General features: G+C 65.4%; 20 protein-coding genes, 2 tRNA genes and 1 pseudogene. 13 read left to right on the top strand and 10 right to left on the bottom strand.

Translation table 11 applies throughout. The annotated features are described in order from the left end of the window. Positions 1–117: 117 nt before the first annotated feature. Positions 118–3,594: a NahK/ErcS family hybrid sensor histidine kinase/response regulator gene (locus tag ACCC94_RS14205; protein ID WP_413350147.1), complete on the bottom strand. Its 3,477-nt coding sequence runs from the start codon at positions 3,592–3,594 to the stop codon at positions 118–120. 229 nt (positions 3,595–3,823) lie between these two features. Here ACCC94_RS14205 and ACCC94_RS14200 point away from each other — a divergent pair. The 4 genes and pseudogenes from ACCC94_RS14200 to ACCC94_RS14185 all read left to right on the top strand — a co-directional run bounded on the left by ACCC94_RS14200 (position 3,824) and on the right by ACCC94_RS14185 (position 9,763). Continuing rightward, positions 3,824–4,425 (top strand): annotated as a pseudogene (locus ACCC94_RS14200) (GNAT family N-acetyltransferase). A gap of 66 nt (positions 4,426–4,491) precedes the next feature. Continuing rightward, entirely contained in the window at positions 4,492–5,343 is an 852-nt protein-coding gene (locus ACCC94_RS14195; protein ID WP_413350146.1) for an AraC family transcriptional regulator, read from the top strand. 205 nt (positions 5,344–5,548) lie between these two features. Continuing rightward, positions 5,549–7,720, top strand: coding sequence for a TonB-dependent receptor family protein (locus ACCC94_RS14190; protein WP_413350145.1), 2,172 nt, complete (start codon positions 5,549–5,551; stop codon positions 7,718–7,720). Between the two features lie 168 nt (positions 7,721–7,888). Beyond that, positions 7,889–9,763 (top strand): MFS transporter, encoded by a 1,875-nt coding sequence (locus ACCC94_RS14185; RefSeq protein ID WP_413350144.1) that lies wholly within the window; start codon positions 7,889–7,891, stop codon positions 9,761–9,763. Positions 9,764–9,826: 63 nt separating this feature from the next. On the opposite strand, the gene ACCC94_RS14180 is transcribed toward ACCC94_RS14185, so the two are convergent. From ACCC94_RS14180 to rdgC, 4 genes are all read right to left on the bottom strand, one after another. Further along, positions 9,827–10,036, bottom strand: a complete 210-nt coding sequence (locus ACCC94_RS14180; RefSeq protein ID WP_015478234.1) for a cold-shock protein — start codon at positions 10,034–10,036, stop codon at positions 9,827–9,829. A 206-nt stretch (positions 10,037–10,242) separates the two neighbouring features. Beyond that, positions 10,243–10,557, bottom strand: coding sequence for a quaternary ammonium compound efflux SMR transporter SugE (gene sugE / locus ACCC94_RS14175; protein ID WP_017522056.1), 315 nt, complete (start codon positions 10,555–10,557; stop codon positions 10,243–10,245). Between the two features lie 135 nt (positions 10,558–10,692). After that, entirely contained in the window at positions 10,693–11,649 is a 957-nt protein-coding gene (locus ACCC94_RS14170; protein ID WP_413350143.1) for a bile acid:sodium symporter family protein, read from the bottom strand. A gap of 71 nt (positions 11,650–11,720) precedes the next feature. Further along, positions 11,721–12,641, bottom strand: coding sequence for a recombination-associated protein RdgC (gene rdgC, locus ACCC94_RS14165; RefSeq protein ID WP_017522054.1), 921 nt, complete (start codon positions 12,639–12,641; stop codon positions 11,721–11,723). Between the two features lie 177 nt (positions 12,642–12,818). On the opposite strand from rdgC, the gene ACCC94_RS14160 reads away from it, so the two are divergent. The 4 genes from ACCC94_RS14160 to ACCC94_RS14145 all read left to right on the top strand — a co-directional run bounded on the left by ACCC94_RS14160 (position 12,819) and on the right by ACCC94_RS14145 (position 14,785). Beyond that, positions 12,819–12,894 (top strand) — tRNA-Val (locus tag ACCC94_RS14160). Positions 12,895–12,907: 13 nt separating this feature from the next. Beyond that, a tRNA-Asp gene (locus tag ACCC94_RS14155) sits at positions 12,908–12,984 on the top strand. Between the two features lie 260 nt (positions 12,985–13,244). Next, positions 13,245–13,985: an FKBP-type peptidyl-prolyl cis-trans isomerase gene (locus ACCC94_RS14150; protein WP_413350142.1), complete on the top strand. Its 741-nt coding sequence runs from the start codon at positions 13,245–13,247 to the stop codon at positions 13,983–13,985. A 374-nt stretch (positions 13,986–14,359) separates the two neighbouring features. Beyond that, positions 14,360–14,785 carry a YkvA family protein gene (locus tag ACCC94_RS14145; protein WP_413350141.1) on the top strand — a complete coding sequence of 142 codons (426 nt, stop codon included), beginning with the start codon at positions 14,360–14,362 and terminating at the stop codon, positions 14,783–14,785. On the opposite strand, the gene ACCC94_RS14140 is transcribed toward ACCC94_RS14145, so the two are convergent. Continuing rightward, positions 14,773–15,531: a substrate-binding periplasmic protein gene (locus ACCC94_RS14140; protein WP_413350140.1), complete on the bottom strand. Its 759-nt coding sequence runs from the start codon at positions 15,529–15,531 to the stop codon at positions 14,773–14,775. The two genes, ACCC94_RS14145 and ACCC94_RS14140, sit on opposite strands and share 13 nt — an antisense overlap. 85 nt (positions 15,532–15,616) lie before the next feature. Here ACCC94_RS14140 and ACCC94_RS14135 point away from each other — a divergent pair, with 85 nt between their 5' ends. The 3 genes from ACCC94_RS14135 to ACCC94_RS14125 all read left to right on the top strand — a co-directional run bounded on the left by ACCC94_RS14135 (position 15,617) and on the right by ACCC94_RS14125 (position 16,783). Then, positions 15,617–15,934: a helix-turn-helix domain-containing protein gene (locus ACCC94_RS14135; protein WP_413350139.1), complete on the top strand. Its 318-nt coding sequence runs from the start codon at positions 15,617–15,619 to the stop codon at positions 15,932–15,934. Then, on the top strand, positions 15,931–16,296 hold the full coding sequence (locus tag ACCC94_RS14130) for a hypothetical protein (protein ID WP_413350137.1): 366 nt from the start codon (positions 15,931–15,933) through the stop codon (positions 16,294–16,296). The genes ACCC94_RS14135 and ACCC94_RS14130 overlap by 4 nt, the downstream gene beginning before the upstream one ends. Before the next feature lie 70 nt (positions 16,297–16,366). Further along, a complete protein-coding gene (locus ACCC94_RS14125) occupies positions 16,367–16,783 on the top strand; it encodes a sel1 repeat family protein (RefSeq protein WP_413350148.1) in 417 nt (138 codons plus the stop codon). Between the two features lies 1 nt (position 16,784). On the opposite strand, the gene ACCC94_RS14120 is transcribed toward ACCC94_RS14125, so the two are convergent. Beyond that, the gene (locus tag ACCC94_RS14120) at positions 16,785–18,533 is read right to left on the bottom strand and encodes a bifunctional diguanylate cyclase/phosphodiesterase (RefSeq protein ID WP_413350135.1); all 1,749 of its coding nucleotides are present in this window, start codon (positions 18,531–18,533) and stop codon (positions 16,785–16,787) included. Positions 18,534–18,622: 89 nt separating this feature from the next. Further along, positions 18,623–20,701 carry a carboxy terminal-processing peptidase gene (locus tag ACCC94_RS14115; RefSeq protein WP_413350134.1) on the bottom strand — a complete coding sequence of 693 codons (2,079 nt, stop codon included), beginning with the start codon at positions 20,699–20,701 and terminating at the stop codon, positions 18,623–18,625. A 138-nt stretch (positions 20,702–20,839) separates the two neighbouring features. On the opposite strand from ACCC94_RS14115, the gene ACCC94_RS14110 reads away from it, so the two are divergent. Beyond that, positions 20,840–21,802 carry an NAD(P)H-quinone oxidoreductase gene (locus ACCC94_RS14110; protein WP_413350133.1) on the top strand — a complete coding sequence of 321 codons (963 nt, stop codon included), beginning with the start codon at positions 20,840–20,842 and terminating at the stop codon, positions 21,800–21,802. A gap of 26 nt (positions 21,803–21,828) precedes the next feature. Beyond that, positions 21,829–22,995: a site-2 protease family protein gene (locus ACCC94_RS14105; protein WP_413350131.1), complete on the top strand. Its 1,167-nt coding sequence runs from the start codon at positions 21,829–21,831 to the stop codon at positions 22,993–22,995. 27 nt (positions 22,996–23,022) lie between these two features. On the opposite strand, the gene ACCC94_RS14100 is transcribed toward ACCC94_RS14105, so the two are convergent. Together ACCC94_RS14100 and ACCC94_RS14095 are read right to left on the bottom strand one after the other, a co-directional pair. Then, entirely contained in the window at positions 23,023–23,676 is a 654-nt protein-coding gene (locus tag ACCC94_RS14100) for an HAD family hydrolase (protein ID WP_413350129.1), read from the bottom strand. Further along, positions 23,676–24,245 (bottom strand): ABC transporter ATP-binding protein (locus ACCC94_RS14095; protein ID WP_413350128.1); only part of this gene is annotated, 570 nt, incomplete at its 5' end. The genes ACCC94_RS14095 and ACCC94_RS14100, both read right to left, overlap by 1 nt.

Raw genomic sequence — 24,245 nt, 5'->3', positions numbered from 1 at the left:
TCTCGTGGGCTCGTATATGTGAAAAAGACACAGCTCCTACGAAGAGCGCCTGACTTTTCCCTGTAGGAGCGAGCTTGCTCGCGAACCGCCGCTGCTGCCAAAGCACGCCTGGACGATTTATCTCAGGCTCAAATGCCGACTCAACAACGCCCGCAACGCCGCCGGCTTCACCGGCTTGGGCAGGAAGTCCAGACCGGCCGCGTGGATCTGCGCCACCAGCTCGGGGCGGGCATCCGCGCTGATCACCACGCCCGGCACCGGCTCGCCCAGGCGCGTGCGCAGCCAGGCCATGAGGTCGGTGCCCAGCTCCCCGTCGTCCAGGTGGTAGTCGATCAGTGCCAGTTGCGGGCGCGCGTCCTCATCCAGCAACGCCTGGCATTCTTCGCGGCTGCGCGCGGTGAGCACGCGGCAGCCCCAGCGGGTCAGCAGGCTGTTCATGCCGGTGAGGATGCTGTCCTCGTTGTCCACGCACAGCACTTGCGCGCCGTTGAGCTGCTGCGGCGTTTCCACCTTGTGGCCGTTGAGCGGCGCCGGAGCCGGCTGGCGCGCCAGCGGCACGCTGACGCTGAACACGCTGCCCTTGCCCGGCCAGGAGCGCACTTCCAGACGGTGGCCGAGCACCTTGCACAGCCGGTCGGCAATGGCCAGGCCCAGGCCCAGGCCCTTTTCGGCGCGGGTCTGGTGGCTGTCCAGGCGTTTGAATTCCTCGAAGATCACCTGCAGCTTGTCCGGAGGGATGCCCGGGCCGTGGTCCCAGACTTCCAGGCGCAGGTGCCCGGCCTCGCGGCGCACGCCCAGCAGCACGTGGCCCTTGGCGTAGCGGAAGGCGTTGGTGAGGAAGTTCTGCAGCACGCGGCGCAGCAGCTTGATGTCGCTTTCCACGCGCAGCTTGCTGCCGCGCACATGGAAATCGATGCCGTGCTCCTGGGCCAGCACGCGGAATTCCACGCCGAGGGTGTCGTACAGGTTGCTCAGCGGGAAGGCCGCGACGTCGGCGCTGACGCGGCCTCCCTCGAGACGCGAGATGTCCAGCAGGTCGGTGATCAGGTCTTCTGCCGAGCGCAGCGACGAGTCCAGGTGGCGCACCAGTTCGGTGGCCTCCTCGGGGAGTTTTTCCTGGTGGGCGAGGGCGGCGGAGAACAGCCGCGCGGCGTTCAGCGGCTGCATCAGGTCGTGGCTGACCGCGGCGAGGAAGCGCGACTTCGACTGGTTCGCCGCCTCGGCCGTGCCCTTGGCCTCGGTGAGCGCCTGGTTGAGCTGCGAGAGCTCGAAGGTGCGCTCCTGCACCCGTTGCTCCAGGCTCTCGTTGGCATCCTTCAGGCCCTGCTCGGCGTCGCGGTAGTTGGTGATGTCGGTGAAGCTCATGACGAAGCCGCCGCCCGGCATCGGGTTGCCGATCAGCTCGATCACCCGGCCGTTGGGGAACAGCCGCTCGGAGGTGTGCGGCGTGCCCTGGCGCATCCAGTACAGGCGCTTGGCCACGTGCAGGTCCGGGTCGCCCGGCCCGCACAGGCCGCGTTCGGCGTTGTAGCGGATGATGTCGGCGATGGGCCGGCCGACGTAGATCAGCCCGTCGGGGTACTCGAACAGTTCGATGTAACGGTGGTTCCAGGCCACCAGTCGCAAAGACTGGTCGACCACGCTGATGCCCTGGGTGATGTTCTCGATGGCGCCTTGCAGCAGCGCACGGTTGAACTGCAGGACCTCGGAGGCTTCGTCGGCGATCTTCACCACGTCCTCCACCTGCATCTCGCGGCCTTCGATGGCGGCCTTCACCACGGCGCGCGCGGAAGAGGCGCCGAGCACGCCGGCGAGCAGGCGTTCGGTGTGGGCGATCCACTCATCGTTGGCGTTCTGGCTGGGGGTGAAGCCCTTGCCCTGGCGGTAGGCGAAGCGGATGAAGCTTTGCCGTGCGCGCTCCTCGCCGACGAAGCGCGCGGCGAGCATCAGCAGGTCTTCCAGCTGCACCGCGAGCATCGAGCGCGAGCTGAGCTTCTGGGAGATTTCCTGGCCGATGAAGCGGCTGGCCTGCCAGTGCTCGGAGACGCGGGTGCGGGAAAACACCGAGACCAGCCCGAACAGCGCGAAGTTGCCGATCAGCGAGAGCAGCACGCCCAGGGTCAGCGGCTCGATGGACAGGCCGAACGGGCGGCCGGCGAGCCAGGCCAGGCCGGGGAAGGTGTGCAGCGGCCAGCCCAGGCCCTTGGCGACCACCGGCAAGACCAGGGTGTAGGCCCACAGCAGCGAACCGGCAGCCAGACCGGCGAACACGCCCCGGCGGTTGGCCTGCTTCCAGTACAGCGCGCCGATCATCGCCGGACCCAGCTGGGCAATGGCGGCGAAGGCGATCTGGCCGATGGTGGCCAGGCTCGCGGTGGAGCCCAGCAGGCGGTAGCTGACGTAGGCCAGCAGGAGGATCAGCGCGATGCTCACCCGGCGCACGGTCAGCAGCCAGTGGCGGAACACCTCGAAGGGCTGCTCGGCTTCGCCTTTGCGGCGCAGCAGCCAGGGCAGCAGCATGTCGTTGGAGACCATGGTGGACAGCGCCACGCTGGCCACGATGACCATGCCGGTGGCCGCCGAAGCGCCGCCGATGAAGGCCAGCAGGGCCAGCGCCGGATGCGCCTCGGCCAGCGGCAGGCTGATGACGAAGGAGTCGGGCATCACGCCGGCCGGCAGGTGCATCTGCCCGGCTAGGGCGATGGGCACCACGAACAGCGCGGCCAGTACCAGGTAGATCGGGAATACCCAGCGTGCCAGGTTCAGGTCGCGCGGCTCGATGTTCTCCACCACCAGCACGTGGAACTGGCGCGGCAGGCACATGATGGCGGTCATCGCCACGCCGGTCTGCAGCAGCACCGCCGGCCAGTGAACGGTCTCCTTCCAGTACTCGGTGAGCTGCGGGGCGACGCGCGCCTTGTCCACCAGGTCGCCGAAGCCGTCATAGAGGCCGTAGGTGACGAAGATGCCGACGGCGAGGAAGGCGGTGAGCTTGACCAGCGACTCGAAGGCGATGGCCAGCACCATGCCGCGGTGGTGCTCGGTGACGTCCAGGTTGCGGGTACCGAAGACGATGGTGAACAGCGCGAGGATCAGCGACACGATCAGCGCCGTGTCCTGGGCTCGAATGCCGGTGGAATCGGGGCCGGCGCCGATCAGCAGGTTCACCCCGAGCACGATGCCCTTGAGCTGCAGGGCGATGTAGGGCAGCACGCAGACCACGCAGATCAGCGCCACCACGACCGCCAGCGCCTGCGACTTGCCGTAGCGCGCGGCGATGAAGTCGGCGATGGAAGTGATGTTCTCCTGCTTGCTGATCATGATCATCTTCTGCAGCACCCAGGGCGCGAAGAGCATCAGCAGGACGGGGCCGACATAGATCGGCAGGAATGACCACAGCTGGTCGGCGGCCTGGCCGACGGCGCCGAAGAAGGTCCAGCTGGTGCAGTACACGGCCAGCGAGAGGCTGTAGACCCAGGCGCGGACACGCGGCGAAAGAGGGGCGCGACGGCGGTCGCCATAGAACGCGATGGCGAACAGGACCGCCATGTAGAGCAGGGCGACCGTTGCGATCAACCCACTGGACAACGACATGCTGACTCCGGAAGTGGACAGGCTCCCCCGCAGGAGCACTCGCAGCAGTTTCGCATCAAAGTTCGGAACTGTCAGACGCCTGCTACCAATGTCTCAGTGGCGCTGTGTCACGCCTCACACTTGAGGGCGGGGCGCCGGGCTGGTAGCTTGCCGGGCTTTTCGCGGTCCGTCTGTCGTGCGCCTGCTGGCGCGCGGCACTTCATCGGGCCGCTACGCTCTGATGTGAGCGATGATTTCGCGTCGTGTTTCGAGGAGGGCGCCATGTTCAGACCGTTACCCATCACCTTGCAGCGCGGGGCCCTGCGCCTGGAGCCGATGGTGGAGGCCGACGTGCCGGACCTGGTGACGCTGGCGGAGCAGAACCGCGACGTCCTGCAGTTCATGAGTGCGCCGGGGCGCCCGGACTGGTACCGCCAGGGCCTGGCCGACCAGCGCGAAGGCCGCGCCCTGCCGCTGGTGGTACGCCTGGGTAACCAGATCGTCGGCACCACGCGCTTCATGGACTTCCTTCCGGCACTGCCGGCCTGCGAGATCGGCGCCACCTGGCTGGACCAGGCCCAGCACGGCAGCGGCCTCAACGCGACCATGAAGTACCTGATGCTGCGCCACGCCTTCGACAGCTGGAAGATGGTCCGCGTGCAGTTCAAGACCGCCGCCAGCAACGAGCGCTCCCAGCGCGCCATCGAAAAACTCGGCGCGCTGCGCGAGGGCGTGCTGCGCAACCATCGGCGCCTGGCTGGCGGGCGGCTGGACGACACCATCCTCTACAGCATCACCGACCAGGAATGGCCGCAGGTGAAGGCTGCGCTGGAGGCTGGTTTCAACGGCTGAAGGGGCGGTGTAAGGTGATCGCCCCGCACGCTCTGCAGAGCAGCGGTGCGACATCGAGGCACGACCATGACAGAACACCACGCGAGCGGCGAACGCACCCGCTTCTGGCGCGCCCAGGAGCTGGGCGGCGTCGAGCTGCTGCACGCGCGCTACATCGAGCAGGTGTTCTCGCCGCACGTCCATGAAGGCTTCGCCTTCGTCATGATCGAGCAGGGCGCGCAGCGCTTCCACCATCGCGGCGCCGAGCACTTCGCCCCGGCCGGCAGCGTGGTGCTGATCAATCCCGATGAGGTGCATACCGGTTCCAAGGCCGATGAGGCCGGCTGGCGCTATCGCGGCTTCTATCCGGAGCTGGCGCAGGTTTCCGGCGTGCTGGAGGAACTGGAACTCGGCGCAGGCGGCACGCCGTCCTTCGACGCCAGCGTGGTGTTCGACCCGGAGCTGGTGCAGGCGCTGTTCGCCGCCCACCGCCTGGTGGATTCCGACGCCACGGTGCTGCAGCGCCAGACCTGCTGGCGCGAGGCGCTCCTGCTGCTGTTCCAGCGCCACGCGCGGATTCCCGAGGCGCCACCGGCGGGCAATGAACCCGTGGCGGTGGCCCGCGCCCGCGAGCTGCTCGGTTCGCGGCTGATGGAACCGCCCTCGCTGGAGGAACTGGCCGCTGCCGTCGGCCTCTCGCCTTTCCACTTCGCCCGCGTGTTCCGCAAGGCCACGGGCTTGCCGCCTCACGCCTGGCTCAAGCAGCGTCGCCTGGAGCAGGCGCGGGCACTGCTCAAGCAAGGCTGCATGCCGGTGAACGTGGCGATGCAGCTGGGTTTTGCCGACCAGAGCCATCTCAGCAGGCAGTTCAAGCAGGCCTATGGCGTCGGCCCCGGCGAGTACCGACAGGCCTGTGCGCGGTCCTTCCGAACCGCCTGAGTCTTCCTGTGTTGATGTCAGCCGCGCTTCGCCCTTGAAAACCCTGCCGGCTCATCGCCGTCGCGGGTGATCACGGTGCGGAAAGCCGAAAAGAGAATCTGAGTCAACCGGAATATTTTTTCATTTGCGATACATTTGCATTTACAAACTTTACATTCGGCTCTAGTTTTCCCCTCCTTCACGAAGTACCCGGGGAGGGGGAAGCATGTCGCACGTTCGTTCGTGGTCGCGCCTGGCGATCGCCGTAGCCCTGGCCACGCCGCTGCTGCCAGCGCAGGCCGAGGAAGAAACCAAGGAGCTGGAGACCGTCACCGTGGTCGGTGACTGGCTCGGCGAGGCCGACCAGCAGGTGGTGCAGAACCACCCCGGCGCGCGCACCGTGGTGCGTCGCGAGCAGATGATCGAAGAGGGCGCGCAGAACGTGCGCGACGTGCTGCGTGGCATTCCCGGTTTGCAGGTGCAGGACAACAACGGCACCGGTGGCAGCGATGTCTCGCTCAACGTCGGCGTGCGCGGCCTGACCTCGCGCTTGTCGCCGCGCTCCACCGTGCTCATCGATGGCGTCCCGGCTGCGGTGGCGCCCTACGGGCAGCCGCAGTTGTCGATGTTCCCACTGTCGGTGGGCAACCTCGACAGCGTCGACGTCGTGCGCGGCGCCGGTTCCGTACGCTATGGCCCGCAGAACGTCGGCGGGGTGATCAACTTCGTCACCCGCGCGATTCCCAAGGAATTCTCCGGTGACGTCGGCAGCACCGTGGAAACCGCTTCCCACGGTGGCTGGAAGAAGCTCTACAACGCCTTCCTCGGCGGCACCGCCGACAACGGCATGGGCGCTGCGCTGCTGTACTCGGGCGTGAAAGGCGCGGGCTACCGCGACAGCAACGACGCCACCGACATCGACGACGTGATGTTCAAGACCCACTGGGCACCCACCGACGTCGATGAGTTCTCCGCCAACTTCCATTACTACGACGGCAGCGCCGACATGCCCGGCGGCCTGACCCAGGCGCAGTTCGACAAGGACCCGTACCAGTCGGTGCGCGACTACGACAACTTCACCGGCCGCCGCAAGGACGTCTCGCTCAAGTACAAGCGGCAGATCGACGACCTCACCCAGGTCGAGGTGCTGACCTACTACAGCGACAGTTTCCGTGGCAGCACCATCGCCAACCGTGACCTCAAGACCCTGGCGTCCTACCCGCGCGACTACCATACCTTCGGTATCGAGCCGCGCGTCTCGAAGATCTTCATGGTCGGCCCGACCACCCAGGAAGCCAGCATCGGCTACCGCTACCTGAAGGAGGCGATGCACGAGCGCGCCAGCCAGGTCGCGCTGATCAACAACATCCCGACCACGCTGCCGACTCCCGGCGGCGATGGCCACACCTACCAGGACCGCACCGGCGGCACCGAGGCGAACTCCATCTACCTCGACGACAAGATCGACGTGGGCAACTGGACCGTCACCCCCGGCATCCGCTTCGAGCGCATCTCCACCGACTGGCACGAGCGCCCGGTCATCGACAACAAGGGCAAGCCGGTCCAGGAGAAGAACCGCAGCAAGGACTACAACGAGCCGCTGCCGGCGCTGGCGGTGATGTATCACCTGTCCAACGAGTGGAAGCTGTTCGCCAACTACGAGACCTCCTTCGGCAGCCTGCAGTACTTCCAGCTCGGCCAGGGCGGTAGCGGCAACGACACCGCCAGCGGCCTGCAACCGGAGAAGGCGAAGACCTACGAAGTCGGCACCCGCTACGACAACGGCACCTGGGGCGGCGAAGTCACGCTGTTCTACATCGACTTCGACGACGAGCTGCAGTACATCAGCAACGACGTGGGCTGGACCAACCTGGGTGCCACCAAGCACCAGGGCATCGAGACCTCGGCGCACTACGACATGGCGGCGCTGGATCCGGTACTCGCCGGGCTGACCGCCTACGGCACCCTGACCTACACCCGTGCGACCTACGAAGGCGATATTCCCGGCTTCAAGGGCCGCGACCTGCCGCTGTACTCGCGCCAGGTGGCGACCATCGGCCTGCGCTACGAGCATGACCGCTGGACCTACAACTTCGACGGCTTCGCCCAGTCGAAGCAGCGCGCGCCCGGCCCGACCACCAACTCCAACGGCAGCTTCACCGACAACTACATCACCGAGCCGAGCGCCGATGGCCAGTACGGCGACATCCCCGGCTACGTGCTGTGGAACGCCCGCGTTGGCTACGACTTCGGTCCGCAGGCGTCCAACCTGAAGGTCGCCGCCGGGGTGAAGAACCTCTTCGACCAGATGAACTACACCCGCTCCAGCGACAACAACGCCGGTATCTACCTCGGCGAGCCGCGCACCTTCTACGTGCAGGGCAGTGTGGGCTTCTGACGTCGCCCGGCCCATGGAAAAAGCCCGTCCTTCGCGACGGGCTTTTTTATGCACGGATCGCGCTGTTCGAATGGATTTGTGCGGAAAATGTGGCTTTTCTTCACCCAGTTGCCGTCATATCCGTGCTGTCATTCCGGCTCAAGGCCGCTACGCAGGTATACAAGGACGATGTCTCAACATTCGCAATTCGCCCTGCTGGGCACCAAGCGATTCCTGCCCTTCTTCATTACCCAGTTGCTGGGTGCGTTCAACGACAACATCTTCAAGCAGTCGCTGATCCTGGCGATCCTCTACCACCTCACCGTCGGCGGTGACCGCAACCTGCTGGTCAACCTCTGCGCATTGCTGTTCATCCTGCCGTTCTTCCTGTTCTCCGCCCTGGGCGGACAGTTCGGCGAGAAGTTCAACAAGGACGCGCTGATGCGCGCGCTGAAGCTGGCCGAGATCGTGATCATGGCGGTCGGCGCCGCGGGCTTCGTGTTCGGCAGCCTGCCGCTGCTGTTCCTCGCGCTGTTCGCCATGGGCACCCACTCGGCGCTGTTCGGCCCGGTGAAGTACTCGATCCTGCCGCAGCACCTGCGCGAGGACGAACTGGTGGGCGGCAACGCCCTGGTGGAGATGGGCACCTTCCTTGCCATCCTCTGCGGCACCATCGGCGCCGGTGTGCTGATGTCGCGGCAGGACTACGCCGCCGGCGTCGGCATTGCCGTGGTGCTGGTTGCCGTCTGCGGCTTCCTCGCCAGCCGCAACATCCCCCGGGCTGCCGCCGCGCTGCCGGAGTTGAAGATCGACTGGAACATCTTCCGCCAGTCCTGGAGCATCCTCCTGCTGGGCCTGCGCCAGCGCCCGGCGGTGTCGCGCTCGCTGGTAGGCAACTCCTGGTTCTGGTTCCTCGGCGCGGTCTACCTGACCCAGATCCCGACCTACGCCAAGGAGCTGCTGCACGGTGACGAGAGCGTGGTGACGCTGATCCTCACCGTGTTCTCGGTGGGGATCGCGCTGGGCTCGATGCTCTGCGAAAAGCTCTCCGGCAAGAAGGTCGAGATCGGCCTGGTGCCCTTCGGCTCCATCGGCCTGAGCCTGTTCGGCATCCTCCTGTGGTGGCATTCGGGCGGCTTCCCGCAGGGCGAGCAGCCGTACAACTGGCTGGCGGTGCTGGAGCATTCGCAGTCCTGGGCGGTGCTGGCGGACATCCTCGGCATCGGTATCTTCGGCGGCTTCTACATCGTGCCGCTGTATGCGCTGATCCAGGCGCGCACCGAGGAAGACAAGCGTGCGCGGGTGATCGCCGCAAACAACATCCTCAACGCGCTGTTCATGGTGGTCGCGGCGATCGTCTCGATCCTGCTGCTGTCGGTGGCGAAGCTGTCCATCCCCGAGCTGTTCCTCGTGCTCTCGCTGATGAACGTCGCGGTGAACGTGTACATCTTCAAGATCGTGCCCGAGTTCACCATGCGCTTCCTGGTGTGGCTGCTGACCCACTCGATGTACCGGGTGGATCACCGCAACCTCGAAGCCATCCCCGATGAAGGCCCGGCTGTGCTGGTGTGCAACCACGTGTCCTTCGTCGATGCGCTGCTGATCGCAGGCTCGGTGCGTCGACCGGTGCGCTTCGTCATGTACTACAAGATCTTCCGCATCCCGGTGCTCAACTTCATCTTCCGCACCGCGGGCGCCGTGCCGATCGCCGGGCGCAACGAAGATGCGCAGACCTACGAGACGGCTTTCGCCAGGGTCGCCGAGTACCTGCGCGAGGGGGAGCTGGTGTGCATCTTCCCCGAAGGCATGCTGACCCTGGACGGCGAGATGAACGAGTTCCGCGGCGGCGTGGAGCGCATCATCGAGGAGACCCCGGTGCCGGTGATCCCGATGGCGTTGCAGGGGCTGTGGGGCAGCTTCTTCAGCCGCGATCCGCAGAAGGGCTTCCTGCGCCGCTTGTGGTCGCGGGTCTGCCTGGTGGCCGGCCAGCCGGTGGCGCCTCAGGAGGCCAAGCGCCTGGCGCTGCAGCAGCAGGTAGCCGAACTGCGTGGCGCGGCCCGCTGAGGCTGCGACGGAAAAGAAAAAGCCCCGGCATTGCCGGGGCTTTTTCGTGGTGCAGGACGAGGATCAGATAACCTGAACTTCGTCAGCCTGCAGGCCCTTCTGGCCTTCTACGACGATGAAGGAGACCTTCTGGCCTTCCTGCAGCGACTTGAAGCCATTGCCCTGGATGGAGCGGAAGTGAACGAATACATCGTTGCCGCTTTCCGGGGTGATGAAGCCGAAGCCTTTAGCGTCGTTGAACCACTTGACGGTGCCGGTCTGACGATTCGACATGGAATTACACCTTGAACTATTGAAGATTGTTTTGCGGAAAAGGTCCGCGCTCGTCCTGAGTTGCAAGGTGCAGTCGAAGCCGGGTGGTGGGGAATGGCCCCACCAGGTCACGAGCCACAGTGACCCTAGCAAACACAGTGGCCCGCAGCATACCGACAAATTTTCGGGAAAGCGACAGCCCGCCGGTATCGAGAACCGATACAGCGTCAGTGGCTCAATTTCAGGCCGACCAGTCCGCACAGGATCAGCGCAACGCTGAGCAGGCGTACCGGCGCCATGGACTCGCCGAACAGCACGATGCCGACGATGACGGTGCCCACAGCGCCGACGCCGGTCCAGATGGCGTAGGCGGTGCCCAGCGGCAGATTTCTCATGGCCAGGCCAAGCAGGCCCATGCTGGTGATGATCGCCAGCACGGTCAGAGCGGTCGGTATCGGACGGGTGAAACCTTCGGTGTATTTCAATCCGACGGCCCAGGCGACTTCGAACAGGCCGGCGACGAACAGAATGATCCAGGACATGGAGCTCTCCAGACGGTGGATGGATACGAAGGGCCGTCCCCGCTGGAGCACCGGAAGGTGGTGAGGTCGTCCTCACAATGTGCATTATTTTGCACAAAGTCGGTGCGCCGGGCAACCCGGCGCTGGATTTTTGCCCTATTGCGGGGCTTGTTTCCGGACCGATGGCTCGTCGGTCATGCGGCGGAACCAGGTGGACAGCGTGGCGCCGGAGATATTGTGCCAGACGCTGAACAGCGCACTGGGCACAGCCGCCAGCGGCGAGAAATGCGCGCTGGCGAGGGCCGCGCCAAGGCCGGAGTTCTGCATGCCGACCTCCAGTGCCAGCGACTTGCGCTGCGCCAGCGGCAGGCCGAAGACCTTGGCCGTGAAGTAGCCGAGGAGGAAGCCGAAGCCGTTGTGCAGGATCACCACGGCCATGATCAGCAGGCCGGACTCGGCGATCTTCGCCTGGCTGGCGGCGACCACGGCAGCAACGATGATCACGATGGAAATCACCGAGATCAGCGGCAGCACGTCCACCACGTGGCGCACCCGAGCGCCGAGCAGGCGCTGGGCGACGAGGCCGAGGACGATGGGCACCACCACGACCTGCAGGATCGACCAGAACAGCGCGCCGAAGGACACCGGCAGCCAGGCCGAGGCCAGCAGCCAGATCAGCGCCGGGGTGAGCAGCGGGGCGAGGAGGGTGGTGACGCCGGCGATGGCAACCGACAGCGCCAGGTCACCGCGCGACAGCCAGGTCATCACGTTGGACGCGGTGCCGCTGGGGCAGCAGCCGACCAGGATGACGCCCACGGCGATTTCCGGGGGCAGGTGCATCAACTGGCAGAGCAGCCAGGCCATGCCGGGCATGATGACGAAATGGGCGATCACGCCGAGGGTCACACGCCAGGGATGCCGGGCGACTTCGGCGAAGTCCTCGACCTTTAGCGTCAGGCCCATGCCGAACATCACCACGCCGAGCATGGGCACGATAGCGACGGTGAGTGGAGTGAAGAGCGAGGGGACGAAGAAAGCCAGGATGGCGAAGAGCAGCACCCAGAGGGCGAAGGTGTTGCCCATGAAGCGGCTGAGCAGGATGAGAGCACGCATGGGTCTTCCTTCTTTTTATGTAGGCCTGTTTATCCGTCAGGCGCCGCGCGGACGCGGCGCCTGCAGTGGCATCAGATGCCTTCGGGCATCGCTTCGCCGCCGAGCGCTTCGATCAGCGCCGGGATGAACTCGGCGAAGGTCAGCATCATCAGGGTGAAGCTGGCGTCGAGCTGGCCGAGGGCGTCTTCCCCACCGTCCTGCTCCGCCTTCTCCTGCAGCATGTCTTCGAAACGCAGGCGCTTGATCGCGACCTTGTCGTCGAGGACGAAGGACAGCTTGTCCGACCAGGCCAGCGACAGCTGGGTGACCAGCTTGCCGGAGGTCAGGTGCAGCTGGATTTCCTCGCTGGTCAGGTCCTGGCGCTTGCAGCGCACCACGCCGCCGTCTTCATGGGTGTCACGCAGCTCGCACTCGTCGAGGACGAAGAAGTCGCCGGCGGCTTCCTGGGTCTTCACCCAGTCGGTCAGGGTGGCGGTCGGCGCGGTCTTCACGGTCAGCGGGCGAACCGGCAGCGAGCCCAGCGCTTCGCGCAGGGTGGAGAGCAGGTCTTCGGCCTTCTTCGCGCTGGAAGTGTCGACGAGGATCAGGCCCAGGCTCGGGGCGATGGCGGCGAAGGTCACCGAACGGCGGATGAAGGCGCGCGGCAGCAGCGTCTGGACGATCTCGTCCTTGAGCTGGTCGCGTTCCTTCTTGTAGACCTTGCGCATCTGCGCAGCTTCGATCTCGTCGACCTTCTCCTTGAGTGCGTCACGCACGACGCTGCCGGGGAGGATGCGCTCTTCCTTGCGCGCGCTGACCAGGAAGAAGCCTTCGCTGGCGTGCACCAGCGGAGCGTCCGGGCCCTTGCCGAAAGGCGCGGAGAAACCGTAGGTAGTCAGTTCCTGGCTGGCGCAGGAGCGCGCCGGCTTGCTGGCCAGGGCCTTCTCCAGGGCATCGGCGTCGATCTGCAGATCCTGGGTGAGGCGGTATACGAGCAGGTTGCGGAACCACATGAGGGGCAAACTCCTGGACACAAAGGATGCATTATTCCGTTCGGCGCGGTTCAGGCCAACCCCGTTTCGTCATTCGCACTCTTCATCTAAGCCTTTGGAACATCTGAAAATTTTTTTCATCCGGGGGCTTGCCAGGTGCCAAGGTCCTCCGTAGAATGCGCCCCACTTCGAGACGAAGGGTGATTAGCTCAGCCGGGAGAGCATCTGCCTTACAAGCAGAGGGTCGGCGGTTCGATCCCGTCATCACCCACCACTCGAGGTCCGACGCAGCGGTAGTTCAGTCGGTTAGAATACCGGCCTGTCACGCCGGGGGTCGCGGGTTCGAGTCCCGTCCGCTGCGCCACATTTCGAAAGCCCTCAGGTAGCGATGCCTGAGGGCTTTTTTGTTGCCTGTCGATTCGTTGCCGTGAGCAACTGCCTGGCGCGAATCGAAGGTTTTCTGTGCTGGCTGTCCGACTTATCCTGTTAATTTTCTTATAAGTTTGCTGTGGGAACTTCTCCCCCGGTAGTGGTTCCTATTGCCCATAGCCACTGGCCACGAGCGCCTGATAAGCTCGCGGCTTCATTACTTCAGCCATGACGGCGCAAAGACAAGGATTCAGCATGAAACAACATCGGTTGGCGGCAGCGATCGCGCTGGTCGGCCTGGTTCTCGCGGGCTGCGACAAACAGGCCGCCGAAGTGGAACTCAAGACCCCGGCGCAGAAAGCTTCCTACGGCATCGGCCTGAACATGGGCAAGAGCCTCGCCCAGGAAGGCATGAATGACCTGGATTCCAAAGCCGTCGCCCAAGGCATCGAGGATGCCGTCGGCAAGCAGAAGCAGAAGCTGACCGACGAAGAGCTGACCGAAGCTTTCACCGCCCTGCAGAAGCGCGCTGAGGAGCAGGTTGCCAAGAAGAACGCCGAAGCCCTGGAAGCCGGCAAGAAGTTCCTCGCCGAGAACGGCAAGCGTGAGGGCGTGGTCACCACCAAGTCCGGCCTGCAGTACGAAGTCGTGAAGAAAGCCGACGGCCCGCAGCCCAAGGCCACCGACGTAGTCACCGTTCACTACGAAGGCAAGCTGGTCGATGGTACGGTCTTCGACAGCTCCATCCAGCGTGGCAGCCCGATCGACCTGCCGGTTGGCGGCGTGATTCCGGGCTGGGTCGAAGCCCTGCAGCTGATGCACGTCGGCGAGAAGATCAAGCTCTTCATCCCCAGCGAACTGGCCTACGGCGCCCAGAGCCCGAGCCCGACCATCCCGGCCAACTCGGTCCTGGTGTTCGACCTGGAACTGCTGGCCATCAAGGACCCGAACCAGCCGGACGCCCCGGAAGCTCCGGCGGAAGAGCCGAAGAAGTAACTGAGTACCTTCGTACCAGAGGAAACGCCCCGTTACCCACGGGGCGTTTTCATTTGTGCGCAAGGCGCTCTGGAACGGCGCGCTGACCATCGGGTCTGAAAGGGAGTAACCTGGGCCGCGGTGTTACCCTTATGCACATATTTGACGCAGTTGAAACAATGTCCTCCCCTTGACATTGATGGGCCCTTCGCTTAGCCGCAACTGCATGATTTTTAACGCATTTGTAGGGGTGAACAAAAAATCGCCGATCTGTCTGCAGCCCTCGTGGCGTGGGCCTTTGGGCGATATCGAGGGTGGCTTTCAACAGAGTTATCCACAGGAAAGGTGGATAACCTGAACCCGCCCTGTACGAATCTTCCTATCGAGGTGAATCGATGAAAAAGCCTCCGGGATTTGACCGTTTCCTGAAACTCGCCAGTCGCTTCATCGCGGGCGGGAGATTGCCGACGCTGCTGTTCGCGGTGTCGCGCAAGAGCGGCCGGGTCAAGCTGGCCAGGACCGACCTGAAGCTGCTGCAGGAATTGCTGGTGGCCTGGGTGCGCTGCGATTACCGCGGCCTCAGTTCCCAGGCGCTGGTATCGGTCGTGGCGGCGCTGCTGTATTTCCTCTCGCCGGTGGACCTGGTGCCCGACTGGCTGCTGGGCGTGGGCTTCCTCGATGACCTGGCGGTGCTCGCCTGGGTGGTCAGTCGCTGGCAATCGGAGATCGACGCCTTCAAGGTCTGGCGCGACGCGCAGGGCGTGGAAACCCGCGAAGCCCTGAAGCAGCTGCCGCCGCCGGAAGCGGTTCAGCGTCTCTGACGCAGCCGCGCCGTCTGTTCGCCCAGCAGGCGCTGGATGGAGCCGTCATCGACCATCGCCTGCAGCAAGGCGTCCAGCCGCTCGGGGTTGAGCGGCAGCGCCGGACCGTACGAGCAGTGGATCGAGTAGCGCTGAACATTGTTGCGGCTGATCGCCACGGGCAGGTTGCGGTGCTGGGCAAGCAGGAATTCCAGCGGCCGGCGCATGTCGATCAGGGCGTCCAGGCGACCGGCTTCGAGCATGTGCAGGCGCGTATCCAGGTCACGCACGTCCGCGCGCTTCGCATGGCCGTCGGCAAATGCCTGCATCAGCGGGGCAGGGTAGACGTAGCCCAGGCTGGTGCCGATGCGAACGCCGTCCATGCGGGAGAAGTCCTCGAGCGGCGCGCTGTCCGCCCGTTGCGCGAGGGCGTCCTCTTCCTCGAACAGCCTGGGCGACCAGTGCAGTTTTTCCGGCGCGTTCATCCACTGCGGGTTGTTGATGCACAGCAGATGGATTGCGCCCTGCGCCAGCGCGGATTCGGCACGCTTGTCCGGGGTTTCCACGAAGCGAACCTCGAGCCCCAGGCGCTGTCCGACGGTTTCGCCCAGATCGCGAATGAAGCCAGGCGCCAATTCATGGTCGATACTTTCCGCGTAGGGCATGCCGTTGCTTGGCGAATAGCCCCAGCGCAGTTCCTCGGCACCGCACAGGGTGCTGGCCAGGCATAGGCAGAACGGAAGCAGGCGCGGCAAGTCGGTCCCCATATCTGGTGGCGAGAGACGCTGCGCAGTATAGCCGGCACAGGCGCGTATCAGGCTGTTAAGATGGCGGCCTGCAAGGAGTGTTGTCATGAACGTTCAAGTCATCATGCGTGACGGCGAAGCGGAGTACGCCGTGGTTCCCTGGGCCGAATACCAGGCCCTGCTGGCCGCCGCCGGCCGGGGTGTCGCCCAGGTCGTCAAGCCCGCTGCCGCCCCGGCGCTCGACGACCAGCCGGATTGGAAGGCCCTGCGCGAGGCACGCAGCCTTTCCATCGAAACGCTGGCGCGTTCGGTGGGCATCAGCCCGTCCTACCTGGAACTGATCGAGAACGGCGAACGCGAAGCCAGCGACGCCATCCAGCATGGCCTGCGTCGTGCCCTTGGCACTGGGGAGTCTGCTTCTTGAGCGTGCAGATCAGTCGCAAACATTGGGAAGGCCTGCTCGGCGAGCTGGAAGACGCCCGCCGCCAGCGCCATCTGCTCACCTACCGCGCGCTGATCGAGCGCCTGCAATTGCCGACGCCGGCGATGACCGTGCTGACCGCCGCGCTGGAACACCTGGCCGCTCTGGATGCCCGTGCCGGACGCCCGCTGCGCAGCTCGCTGGTGATCAGCCAGGGCGCCAGCCGCCTGCCACGCACCGGTTTCTTCGAATACGTCGAGCGCCTGGGCCGCTTCTCCGGCGCGCCGGATGGTCCTGCCGCAGCCGGCTGGCATGCGGCGGAAGTGGCGCGCGTGTTCGAGTTCGAGTATCCCGAGGAGCCCTGACGTGGCGACACCTCGCGAACTGTTCTGGCGTTTGCGTGCGCGGTTGAGTTACGCCGTGGCGCGGCGCCTGATGGGTTGGCCGTGGATGGTTCGCCAGCCGCGTTCCTGGGCCTGGATGCAGGGGCAGTTCGCGCGCATGGCAGCCCTGGGCGACGTCGGCGCACAGAGTTTCTACGGGCACCTGCTGCTGTTTCGCGGGCAGGGTTTCGGCGCTCGCGAGGAGGGGCTGCGTCTGCTGCGTCTCGCCGCGGCGGCTGGAGACCACAAGGCGGCCTACCAGGTGGGCGTGCAATCGCTCAAGGGTGATACCCGGCATGCCGGTGATGCGCAGGAAGCTGCGCGGTACTGGCAGCAAGCCGCCGAGGCTGGCCACCCGCTGGCGGCACGCAAGCTCGGCGAGCTGTATCGCAGCGGCGGCCCCGGGCTGGATCCGGATGAGGCCCAGGCCGAACGCTACGAGGCGCGTGCCCGGCAGTTGGGGCTGTGATTCATTCGGCCGTGAGGATGTGCAGGCTGTAGCCCGGCATGTTCTTCGCGTGACGCTTGGCCTCCGAGGCGAGCCCGGCCAACTGGCTGGCATCCAGGCGCTGCCCGGCGCCGCTCTTCACGTGCACCACGCCGATCGATAGCGACAGCAGCGGATACTCCTCGCGCCGCCCCTGGCGGTTGTGCGCGACGAAGCAACCTGCGTCCAGGTGTTCGCGGCTGTAGAAGCGCCGGCACTGCCCCTGGAAATCCTCCAGCAGGTGATTCAGGCGTTCGCGCCAATCCGGCGTCCCCAGCACCAGCATGAAGTCGTCCCCGCCGATGTGGCCGACGAAGTCCCGCGTCGGGTCCACTCGTTCGCCCAGGCATTGCGCCAGGCAGAGCAGGACTTCGTCGCCGCGCGCATAGCCGTAGAGGTCGTTGAAGGGCTTGAAGCTATCGATGTCTACGTAGCACACCACCGCCTCGCGGCCTTGTTGCAGCAGGCGGGCCAGGCACTGCTGGATCGGCACGTTGCCCGGCAGCAGGGTCAGCGGGTTGGCATGGCGCGCCTGGCGGATCTTCTGTTCGGTGATCAGCTTGAGCACGTCAATCACCCGGCCCAGCCCCAGGTAGCGGCCGTTCAGGGTGATGATGAAGTCTTCCTCGATGCGCTGCCGCGCGCGGCTGGTGAGCAGGCGGCTGACCTGCTGCAGCGATTGGCTGCGCTCCACGGCGAGGAAGTCATCGCTCATCAGGCGACTGATCGGCTTGCGCGCATACAGCTCCGGCGCGAAGGGTTTGAGCAGGGCATCGGACAGGGCGTGCCGGTGGATGATGCCCACCGGCTGGTCGTCGCGATCCAGCACGGCCAGGGAGTTGAGGTTGGCCTGGGCGCGAAAGGCTTCCAGCACGTCGCCGATGGGCGTGCTGTCGCGCACCGCCGGTTGTTCCAGAAGCAAAGGTTCGAGGTCTGACTGCTCCTCGGCGAGCAGTGCGCCGGCGCTGTCCACCTCCGGTAGCAGGGCGCGGGCGTCGCGCGGCGGCGTTTCGTTGGGGCGGCCCAGCAGGTAGCCCTGCACCAGGTCGACGCCCATTTCCGAGAGCACGGCGAGCTCTTCGGCAATCTCGATGCCCTCGGCTATCACCTGGGCACGGGAGGCGTGGGCCATCTTCAGGATCGAGCCGACGAACTCGCGCTTCACCGCGTCCAGGTGGATGCCTTCGATGAAGTGGCGGTCGATCTTCACGTAGTCGGGGCGCAGCTCGGACCACAGGCGCAGGCTGGAGTAACCGGCGCCCAGGTCGTCCAGGGCGATGGAGAAGCCCATGGCGCGGTAGTGGTGCAGCGCGGTGTCGAGGAGGGTGAAGTCCTCGATGGGCGTCTGCTCGGTCAGCTCGATCACCACGTCGCTGGGCGAGATGCCGAAGGTCTGCAGCAGCTGCAAGGTGCGGCCGGGCTGGTGGGTCGGCTCCAGCAGGGACTCCGGCGACACGTTGAGGAACAGCTTGCCCTCGAGCTTCAGGTCGCGAAAGCGCGCACAGGCCTTGCGCCGGCAGAGCAGTTCCAGTTGGCTGAGACGGCCGCTGCTACGGGCGATGCTGAACAGTGTCAGGGGCGAGTGCAGGGGGCCGTTGGACGGGCCGCGGGTAAGGGCTTCATAGCCCACCAGGCGTCTTTCGGAGAGCGACAGGATGGGCTGGAACAGGCAGTGCAGGTCGCCGTGAGCGAGGATATGGTCCAGCGCGCTCAACTGCTCGGTGACGGTCATGACGGTTCTCGGTGGCTGGAAAAGCAAAGGGCCGGTTTCCCGGCCCTGTGCATTTCACGACAGTGTCATGACTGTTTGATGTCACCCGATCAGTGTTTGGCCACCTGGGAATCCAGATTCAGGTAATCGATCAGGATATGCCCGGACTCGGTCAGGTAGGCGTCGTCCTGCGGCTTGGTCTTGTCCTCTTCCGGCAGGGCGTTCTCGTCTTCCTTCTTCAGCTCCTTGAGCGGCTCCTGGCCCTTGGATTTGCGCAGGGCGTTCTCCATGGCCAGCTGGCGGTTCTCGATGCTGGTCTGCTGGGCGCGGCGCTTGGCTTCGTTGAGGCTGACGGTCTTTTCCTTCATCAGCTCCTGGGCCAGGGCGAGACGCTCGCGGGCATAGACGAAGTCCGCGTTGTGCTCGGTGCGCGCATCGTGACGGGTGCGCAGCTGGTCGAGGAACGGCTTGAACGGATCGGCCTGGGCCTTCAGCGCGGGCTTGATGGTGTCCCACGGCATGGAGTCGGGCAGGGCGCTTTCGCCGATTTCCTTGTCGTCGACGATGGACGGGTAGGCGATGTCCGGGATCACGCCCTGGTGCTGGGTGCTCTGGCCGGAGACGCGGTAGAACTTGGCCAGGGTCAGCTTCAGCTCGCCATGGTTCAGCGGCTGGATGGTCTGCACGGTGCCCTTGCCGAAGGTCTGGCCACCGACGATGAGCGCGCGGTGGTAGTCCTGCATGGCGCCGGCGAAGATCTCCGAAGCCGAGGCGGACAGGCGGTTGACCAGCACGGTCATCGGGCCGGTGTAGAAGGCCTTGCCCTCGTCGTCGTTGAGCACGTCGACGCGGCCGTCGCTGTTGCGCACCAGCACGGTCGGGCCCTGGTCGATGAACAGGCCGGTCAGCTCGGTGGCTTCCTGCAGGGAGCCGCCGCCGTTGTTGCGCAGGTCGATGACGATACCGTCGACCTTGTCCTTCTGCAGCTCGCCGATCAGTTTCTTCACGTCGCGGGTAGTGGACTTGTAGTCCGGATCGCCGGCGCGATAGGCCTTGAAGTCGAGGTAGAAGGCCGGCACGTCGATGATGCCCAGCTTGTAGTTCCTGCCTTCGTGATCGATGGTGATGACCGACTTCTTCGCCGCCTGGTCTTCCAGCTTCACCGCCTCGCGGGTGATGGTGACGATCTTGCTGGTCTGGTCGTTCGGTGCGTTGGTGGACGGGATCACTTCCAGGCGGACCTGCGAGCCTTTCGGGCCGCGGATCAGCTTGACCACTTCATCCAGACGCCAGCCGACCACGTCGACCATCTCGCCCTTGCCCTGGGCGACGCCGATGATCTTGTCGGAGGTGGCGATCTGCTTGCTCTTCTCGGCGGGGCCGGCCGGTACCAGGCGCACGACCTTCACGTAGTCGTTGTCGCTCTGCAGTACCGCGCCGATGCCTTCCAGCGAGAGGCTCATGTTGATGTCGAAGTTTTCCGCGCTGTCCGGCGACAGGTACTGGGTGTGCGGATCGTAGGTCTGGGCGAAGGCGTTGATGTAGGCCTGGAAGATGTCTTCGCTGCGGGTCTGCTCCAGGCGCATCAGCTGGTTCTTGTAGCGCTTGGTCAGCTGGTCCTGGATGGCCTTGTTGTCCTTGCCGGCGATCTTCAGGCGCAGGACCTCGTCCTTCACCTTCTTGCGCCACAGGTCGTCGAGCGCGGCGCTGTCTTTCGCCCAGGGCGATTTCTCGCGGTCGATTTCCAGCGATTCGTCGGTGGTGAAGTCCATCTTGTCGACGCCCTTGTTCAAGGTCGCCAGGGCGAAGTCCAGGCGCTCCTTCAGGCGGTCGAGATGACGCTTGTAGATGGTGAAGCCGGGCTCCAGTTCGCCGCTTTTCAGGAAGTCGTCGAACTGGGTGCGCCAGGGCGCGAACTGGTCGATGTCGGACGCGGTGAAGTACATGCGCGCCGGATCGAGGGTCTTCAGGTAGCTGTCATAGATCTTCGCCGAGCGCTCGTCGTTCAGCGGCGGCTTGTTGTAGTGATGGCGCTTGAGCAGCTCAACGATGTTGAGGCTGGCGATCACTTGATCCCGGTCGGGTTGCAGGCCGTCCCAGACGTTCGGGCTGGTGGTTGCCGCGAAAGAGGAAAGGGCGGTTGCGCCGAGGATGAACAACAGGGCGGTGCGGGGCAAAAATCGCTTCATGCTGATTCGACTGATCGCGGAGTTATGACGCATATTAGGCCTTAATTGGCGGCGCCGGGTTCAATCGCAGGTGAATTCGGCGCAGAAAAAGGGCCCGACCATACGGAGCGGGCCCTGCGAAGTCACTATGGAGGCAGCGTGAACGCATTGCAAGGCATCGAAGGGCGAGTGGAGTGGGCCGAGCGCCCGAATCCGACTTGCGCGCAGGGACAGATCCGCATCCAGGTCGCGGCCGCGGGACTCAACCGTGCCGACCTGTTGCAGGTGGCCGGCCATTACCCGCCGCCGCCGGGAGCGAGCGACATCATCGGCCTGGAATGTTCCGGTGTGGTCACCGAAGTCGGCGCCGGCAGTACCTGGCAGGTGGGCGACCGCGTCTGCGCGCTGCTGGCCGGCGGCGGCATGGCCGAAGAAGTGGTGGTGGACGAGCGCCACGCGCTGCCGGTTCCCGCCGGCCTGAGCCTGGCTGAAGCCGCGGCGCTGCCGGAAGTCTACGCCACCGCCTGGCTGAACCTGTTCATGCTCGGCGCGCTGCAGCCGGGCGAGAAGGTGCTGCTGCATGCGGGCGCCAGCGGCGTCGGCTCGGCTGGGATCCAGCTGTGCAAGGCATTCGGCAGTCCGTGCTGGGTCAGTGTCGGTTCGGCTGACCGGCTGGCCTATTGCGAGGGCCTGGGCGCCGAAGGCGGCGTGCTGCGCGGCGAGAGTCTCGAATCGCTGCGGGATTTCGCTCCCTTCGACGTGATCCTCGATCCGGTGGGCGCGAACTACGCCGCGCTGGACCTGGAGATACTCGGCCGTGACGGGCGATGGGTGGTGATCGGCCTGATGGGCGGTCGCAAGGCCGAGCTGGACCTCGCCCTGCTGCTGGGCAAGCGCATCCAGCTCATCGGTTCGACCCTGCGCTCGCGTGACGCCGACTTCAAGGCGCGGTTGATCGCCGAGCTGGGGCAGAAGGTCTGGCCGCTGCTCGAGTCCGGCAAGCTCAGCCCGCAACTGGAGCGCACCTTCCCGGTCCGCGACGCGCAGAGCGCCTTCGATGCCCTGGCGAGCAATCAGGTGCAAGGCAAGGTAGTGGTGCTGATCGACGAGAGTCTGAGCTGATCAGGCGCGGGGCGTAGGGAGCGGCCATGAGCGAGACAGGGATGTCGCAAAGCAGAATCTGCAAGACCGCCGGCCTCTGGTCGTTGCCCGAGTGGCTCAACACGCCCCTGCGGATGTTGATGATCGTCCTCGGCGGAGCAGCAGGCGCGCTGGGAATGGTCCTGAGCATGCTCGCGCTTCCGACCGAACCGGTGTGGATCGTTCCGGGTCTGCTGCTGGGCTTGGTGGCTATTTATCAATCCATCTTCGTGCATGAGTTCGGGCACTTCCTCGGCGCGCGCCTGGGCGGCATGACAGTGATGCGCCTGCGTGTCGGCCGCTGGGATTTTCGCATGCGGCGCCGTGGCTGGACGTTCAGCCGGCAGCCGAGGCACCCACAGAAGCTCGCGGGTTACGTGATGGCGTTTGCCGACCCGCGCGGCCCCTGGCGGCGCCAGCATGTCTGGTTCAATGCCGGCGGGCCGCTGGCGAACCTGCTCGTGGCAGGGCTCGCGGGACTGGTTTCGCTGACGCTGGAGGACGGCCCAGCGCAGGGACTTCTGATCGCGGTGGCGGCGACCAATACGTGCATGGGCGTCGCCAATCTGTTGCCGGTACAGGGCAAGCTCAAGCAGGTCAGCGATGGCTTGTGGATGCTGCGCTGGTGGCGCGGGATGGATGCGGCGCATCCGCAACTGGCTTTTGCCCGCCTGATGGGGCTGTCGTGCTCGGGGCTGTGCGCGGACCAGGTGCCCGAGGCGGACCTGCAACTACTGGAATCCCAGGAAGCGCCGATGCCTCTGGTGGCGCTTTACATCCGTTTGCGCGCGCTGCAGGTCCAGGGGCGCTGGGAGGACGCCGCGGCGCTGGATGCTTCTTTCCAGGCGCAGCGCAACGCACTGCCTGAGGCGCTGCAGAAGGTACTTTACGACATGCTCCGGTTGATCGGCGCCGAGCTGGCTTTCGCTCAGGCCGTTGCCTCCGGGGGTGAGCTTGGGCTGTTCGACGAGTTGTTGCCACAGCGCCTGCAGCACGAGTACACGAGCATCTGGGCGCGCTGCCTGGCGATGCGCGCGGCGATTGCGGGGGATCAACAGGAGTTTCGCCGCCAGCTCGAGCGAGCGGTGGCCTTTGCCCGGCTGTCACCGGACCTCTCCCAGGAGACGGAAGAGTTACGCATGCAGCAGCACCTGCTGAAGAGATTGCCGGCCTGACGATTCAGGCAGGCCGGCACACCGGAATCACTTCCAGTTCAGCACGTCCCAGCCCATTTTCTGTGCGTGCTCCAGCAGCACCGGGTCGGCATTCACCACATGCGGCTTGCCCACCAACTTGAGCAGCGGCAGGTCGTTGCGCGAGTCGGAGTAGAAGTGCGCCTCGGCCAGCGGGCTGTCATCGCCTTCGAGCAGGTCGAGCAGGCGCAGCACCTTGCCTTCGCGGTAGGTCAGCACGCCCAGGGTACGGCCGGTGTAGTGACCGTTCGCCACTTCCAGGTCGATCGCCAATACCTCGTCGATGCCGATGCGCTCGGCGATGGGCTGCACCAGGTGCACACCGGAGGCGGAGATCACCAGCGGACGGTCACCCGCCTCGCGGTGGCGGGCGAGGGTGGAGCAGGCGTCGCTGTGGATAAGCGGCTCGATCACGTCTTCGACGAAGGCTTCCACTTCCCGTTCGATCTCGTCCACGCTGCGCCCGGCCATCGGCTCCAGGGCGAAGGCCATGTAGTCCTCCATGGGCAGCTTGCCCTGCGCGTACAGCGCCATGAGTTCGGCGTCGCGCTTGAGGAACGACTCCGCGTCCACCCAGCCGAGATCGGCCATGCGCTGGCTCCACAGGCTCGCGCAATCGCCGTCGATCAGGGTGTCGTCGAGGTCGAATATCACCAGGGCCATCAGGCCACCTCCCGAATGCTTTCAATGTCGATTTGCAGGCCGAGCTGGGTGCCGGCCGGGTACAGGCGCTCGGCGCTGCGGTTGAGGACGTCCACGGTCAGCTCGACGCCGCTGGCGTCGACCCGGTAGCGGATCACGTTGCCCAGCAGGCTGTGGGAGAGTACCCGAACCGGGATGCCTTCGCCCGGCTCCACGCTCAGGCGCAGCGACTCGGGGCGGATCGCCACCTGCTGGCGGTACGGACGGTCCAGCAGCTTCGTCGCCTGGGCGGCGTCGAGCAGGTTGTAGTTGCCGATGAAGCCGGCGGCGAAGGCGTTTTCCGGCGCGGTATAGAGCGTCTCGGCGTCGCCGCTCTGGACGATGCGCCCGGCGTTCATCAGCACGATGCGGTCGGACAGCGTCAGCGCTTCCTCCTGGTCGTGGGTGACGAACACCGTGGTCAGTTTCAGTTCCTGCTGGATGCGGCGGATCTGCTCGCGCAAGTGCTTGCGGATGCGCGCGTCCAGCGCCGACAGGGGCTCGTCGAGCAGCAGCAGGCGCGGGCGGGTGACCAGCGAGCGGGCCAGGGC

The sequence above is a fragment of the Pseudomonas sp. Pseusp97 genome (genome assembly GCF_047304025.1).
Taxonomy (GTDB): domain Bacteria; phylum Pseudomonadota; class Gammaproteobacteria; order Pseudomonadales; family Pseudomonadaceae; genus Pseudomonas.
This window is presented reverse-complemented; position numbering and strand designations above follow the sequence as displayed.

Bases quoted from the DNA above. Each gene is read 5' to 3' on its own strand.
- ACCC94_RS14105 (WP_413350131.1), top strand. From the start codon at position 21,829: ATGAGCGAGACAGGGATGTCGCAAAGCAGAATCTGCAAGACCGCCGGC.
- ACCC94_RS14195 (WP_413350146.1), top strand. From the start codon at position 4,492: ATGACAGAACACCACGCGAGCGGCGAACGCACCCGCTTCTGGCGCGCC.
- ACCC94_RS14115 (WP_413350134.1), bottom strand. From the start codon at position 20,701: ATGAAGCGATTTTTGCCCCGCACCGCCCTGTTGTTCATCCTCGGCGCA.
- sugE (WP_017522056.1), bottom strand. From the start codon at position 10,557: ATGTCCTGGATCATTCTGTTCGTCGCCGGCCTGTTCGAAGTCGCCTGG.
- ACCC94_RS14170 (WP_413350143.1), bottom strand. From the start codon at position 11,649: ATGCGTGCTCTCATCCTGCTCAGCCGCTTCATGGGCAACACCTTCGCC.
- ACCC94_RS14120 (WP_413350135.1), bottom strand. From the start codon at position 18,533: ATGACCGTCACCGAGCAGTTGAGCGCGCTGGACCATATCCTCGCTCAC.
- ACCC94_RS14205 (WP_413350147.1), bottom strand. From the start codon at position 3,594: ATGTCGTTGTCCAGTGGGTTGATCGCAACGGTCGCCCTGCTCTACATG.
- ACCC94_RS14190 (WP_413350145.1), top strand. From the start codon at position 5,549: ATGTCGCACGTTCGTTCGTGGTCGCGCCTGGCGATCGCCGTAGCCCTG.
- ACCC94_RS14180 (WP_015478234.1), bottom strand. From the start codon at position 10,036: ATGTCGAATCGTCAGACCGGCACCGTCAAGTGGTTCAACGACGCTAAA.
- ACCC94_RS14185 (WP_413350144.1), top strand. From the start codon at position 7,889: ATGTCTCAACATTCGCAATTCGCCCTGCTGGGCACCAAGCGATTCCTG.
- ACCC94_RS14135 (WP_413350139.1), top strand. From the start codon at position 15,617: ATGAACGTTCAAGTCATCATGCGTGACGGCGAAGCGGAGTACGCCGTG.
- ACCC94_RS14150 (WP_413350142.1), top strand. From the start codon at position 13,245: ATGAAACAACATCGGTTGGCGGCAGCGATCGCGCTGGTCGGCCTGGTT.
- rdgC (WP_017522054.1), bottom strand. From the start codon at position 12,641: ATGTGGTTCCGCAACCTGCTCGTATACCGCCTCACCCAGGATCTGCAG.
- ACCC94_RS14145 (WP_413350141.1), top strand. From the start codon at position 14,360: ATGAAAAAGCCTCCGGGATTTGACCGTTTCCTGAAACTCGCCAGTCGC.
- ACCC94_RS14125 (WP_413350148.1), top strand. From the start codon at position 16,367: ATGGGTTGGCCGTGGATGGTTCGCCAGCCGCGTTCCTGGGCCTGGATG.
- ACCC94_RS14140 (WP_413350140.1), bottom strand. From the start codon at position 15,531: ATGGGGACCGACTTGCCGCGCCTGCTTCCGTTCTGCCTATGCCTGGCC.
- ACCC94_RS14100 (WP_413350129.1), bottom strand. From the start codon at position 23,676: ATGGCCCTGGTGATATTCGACCTCGACGACACCCTGATCGACGGCGAT.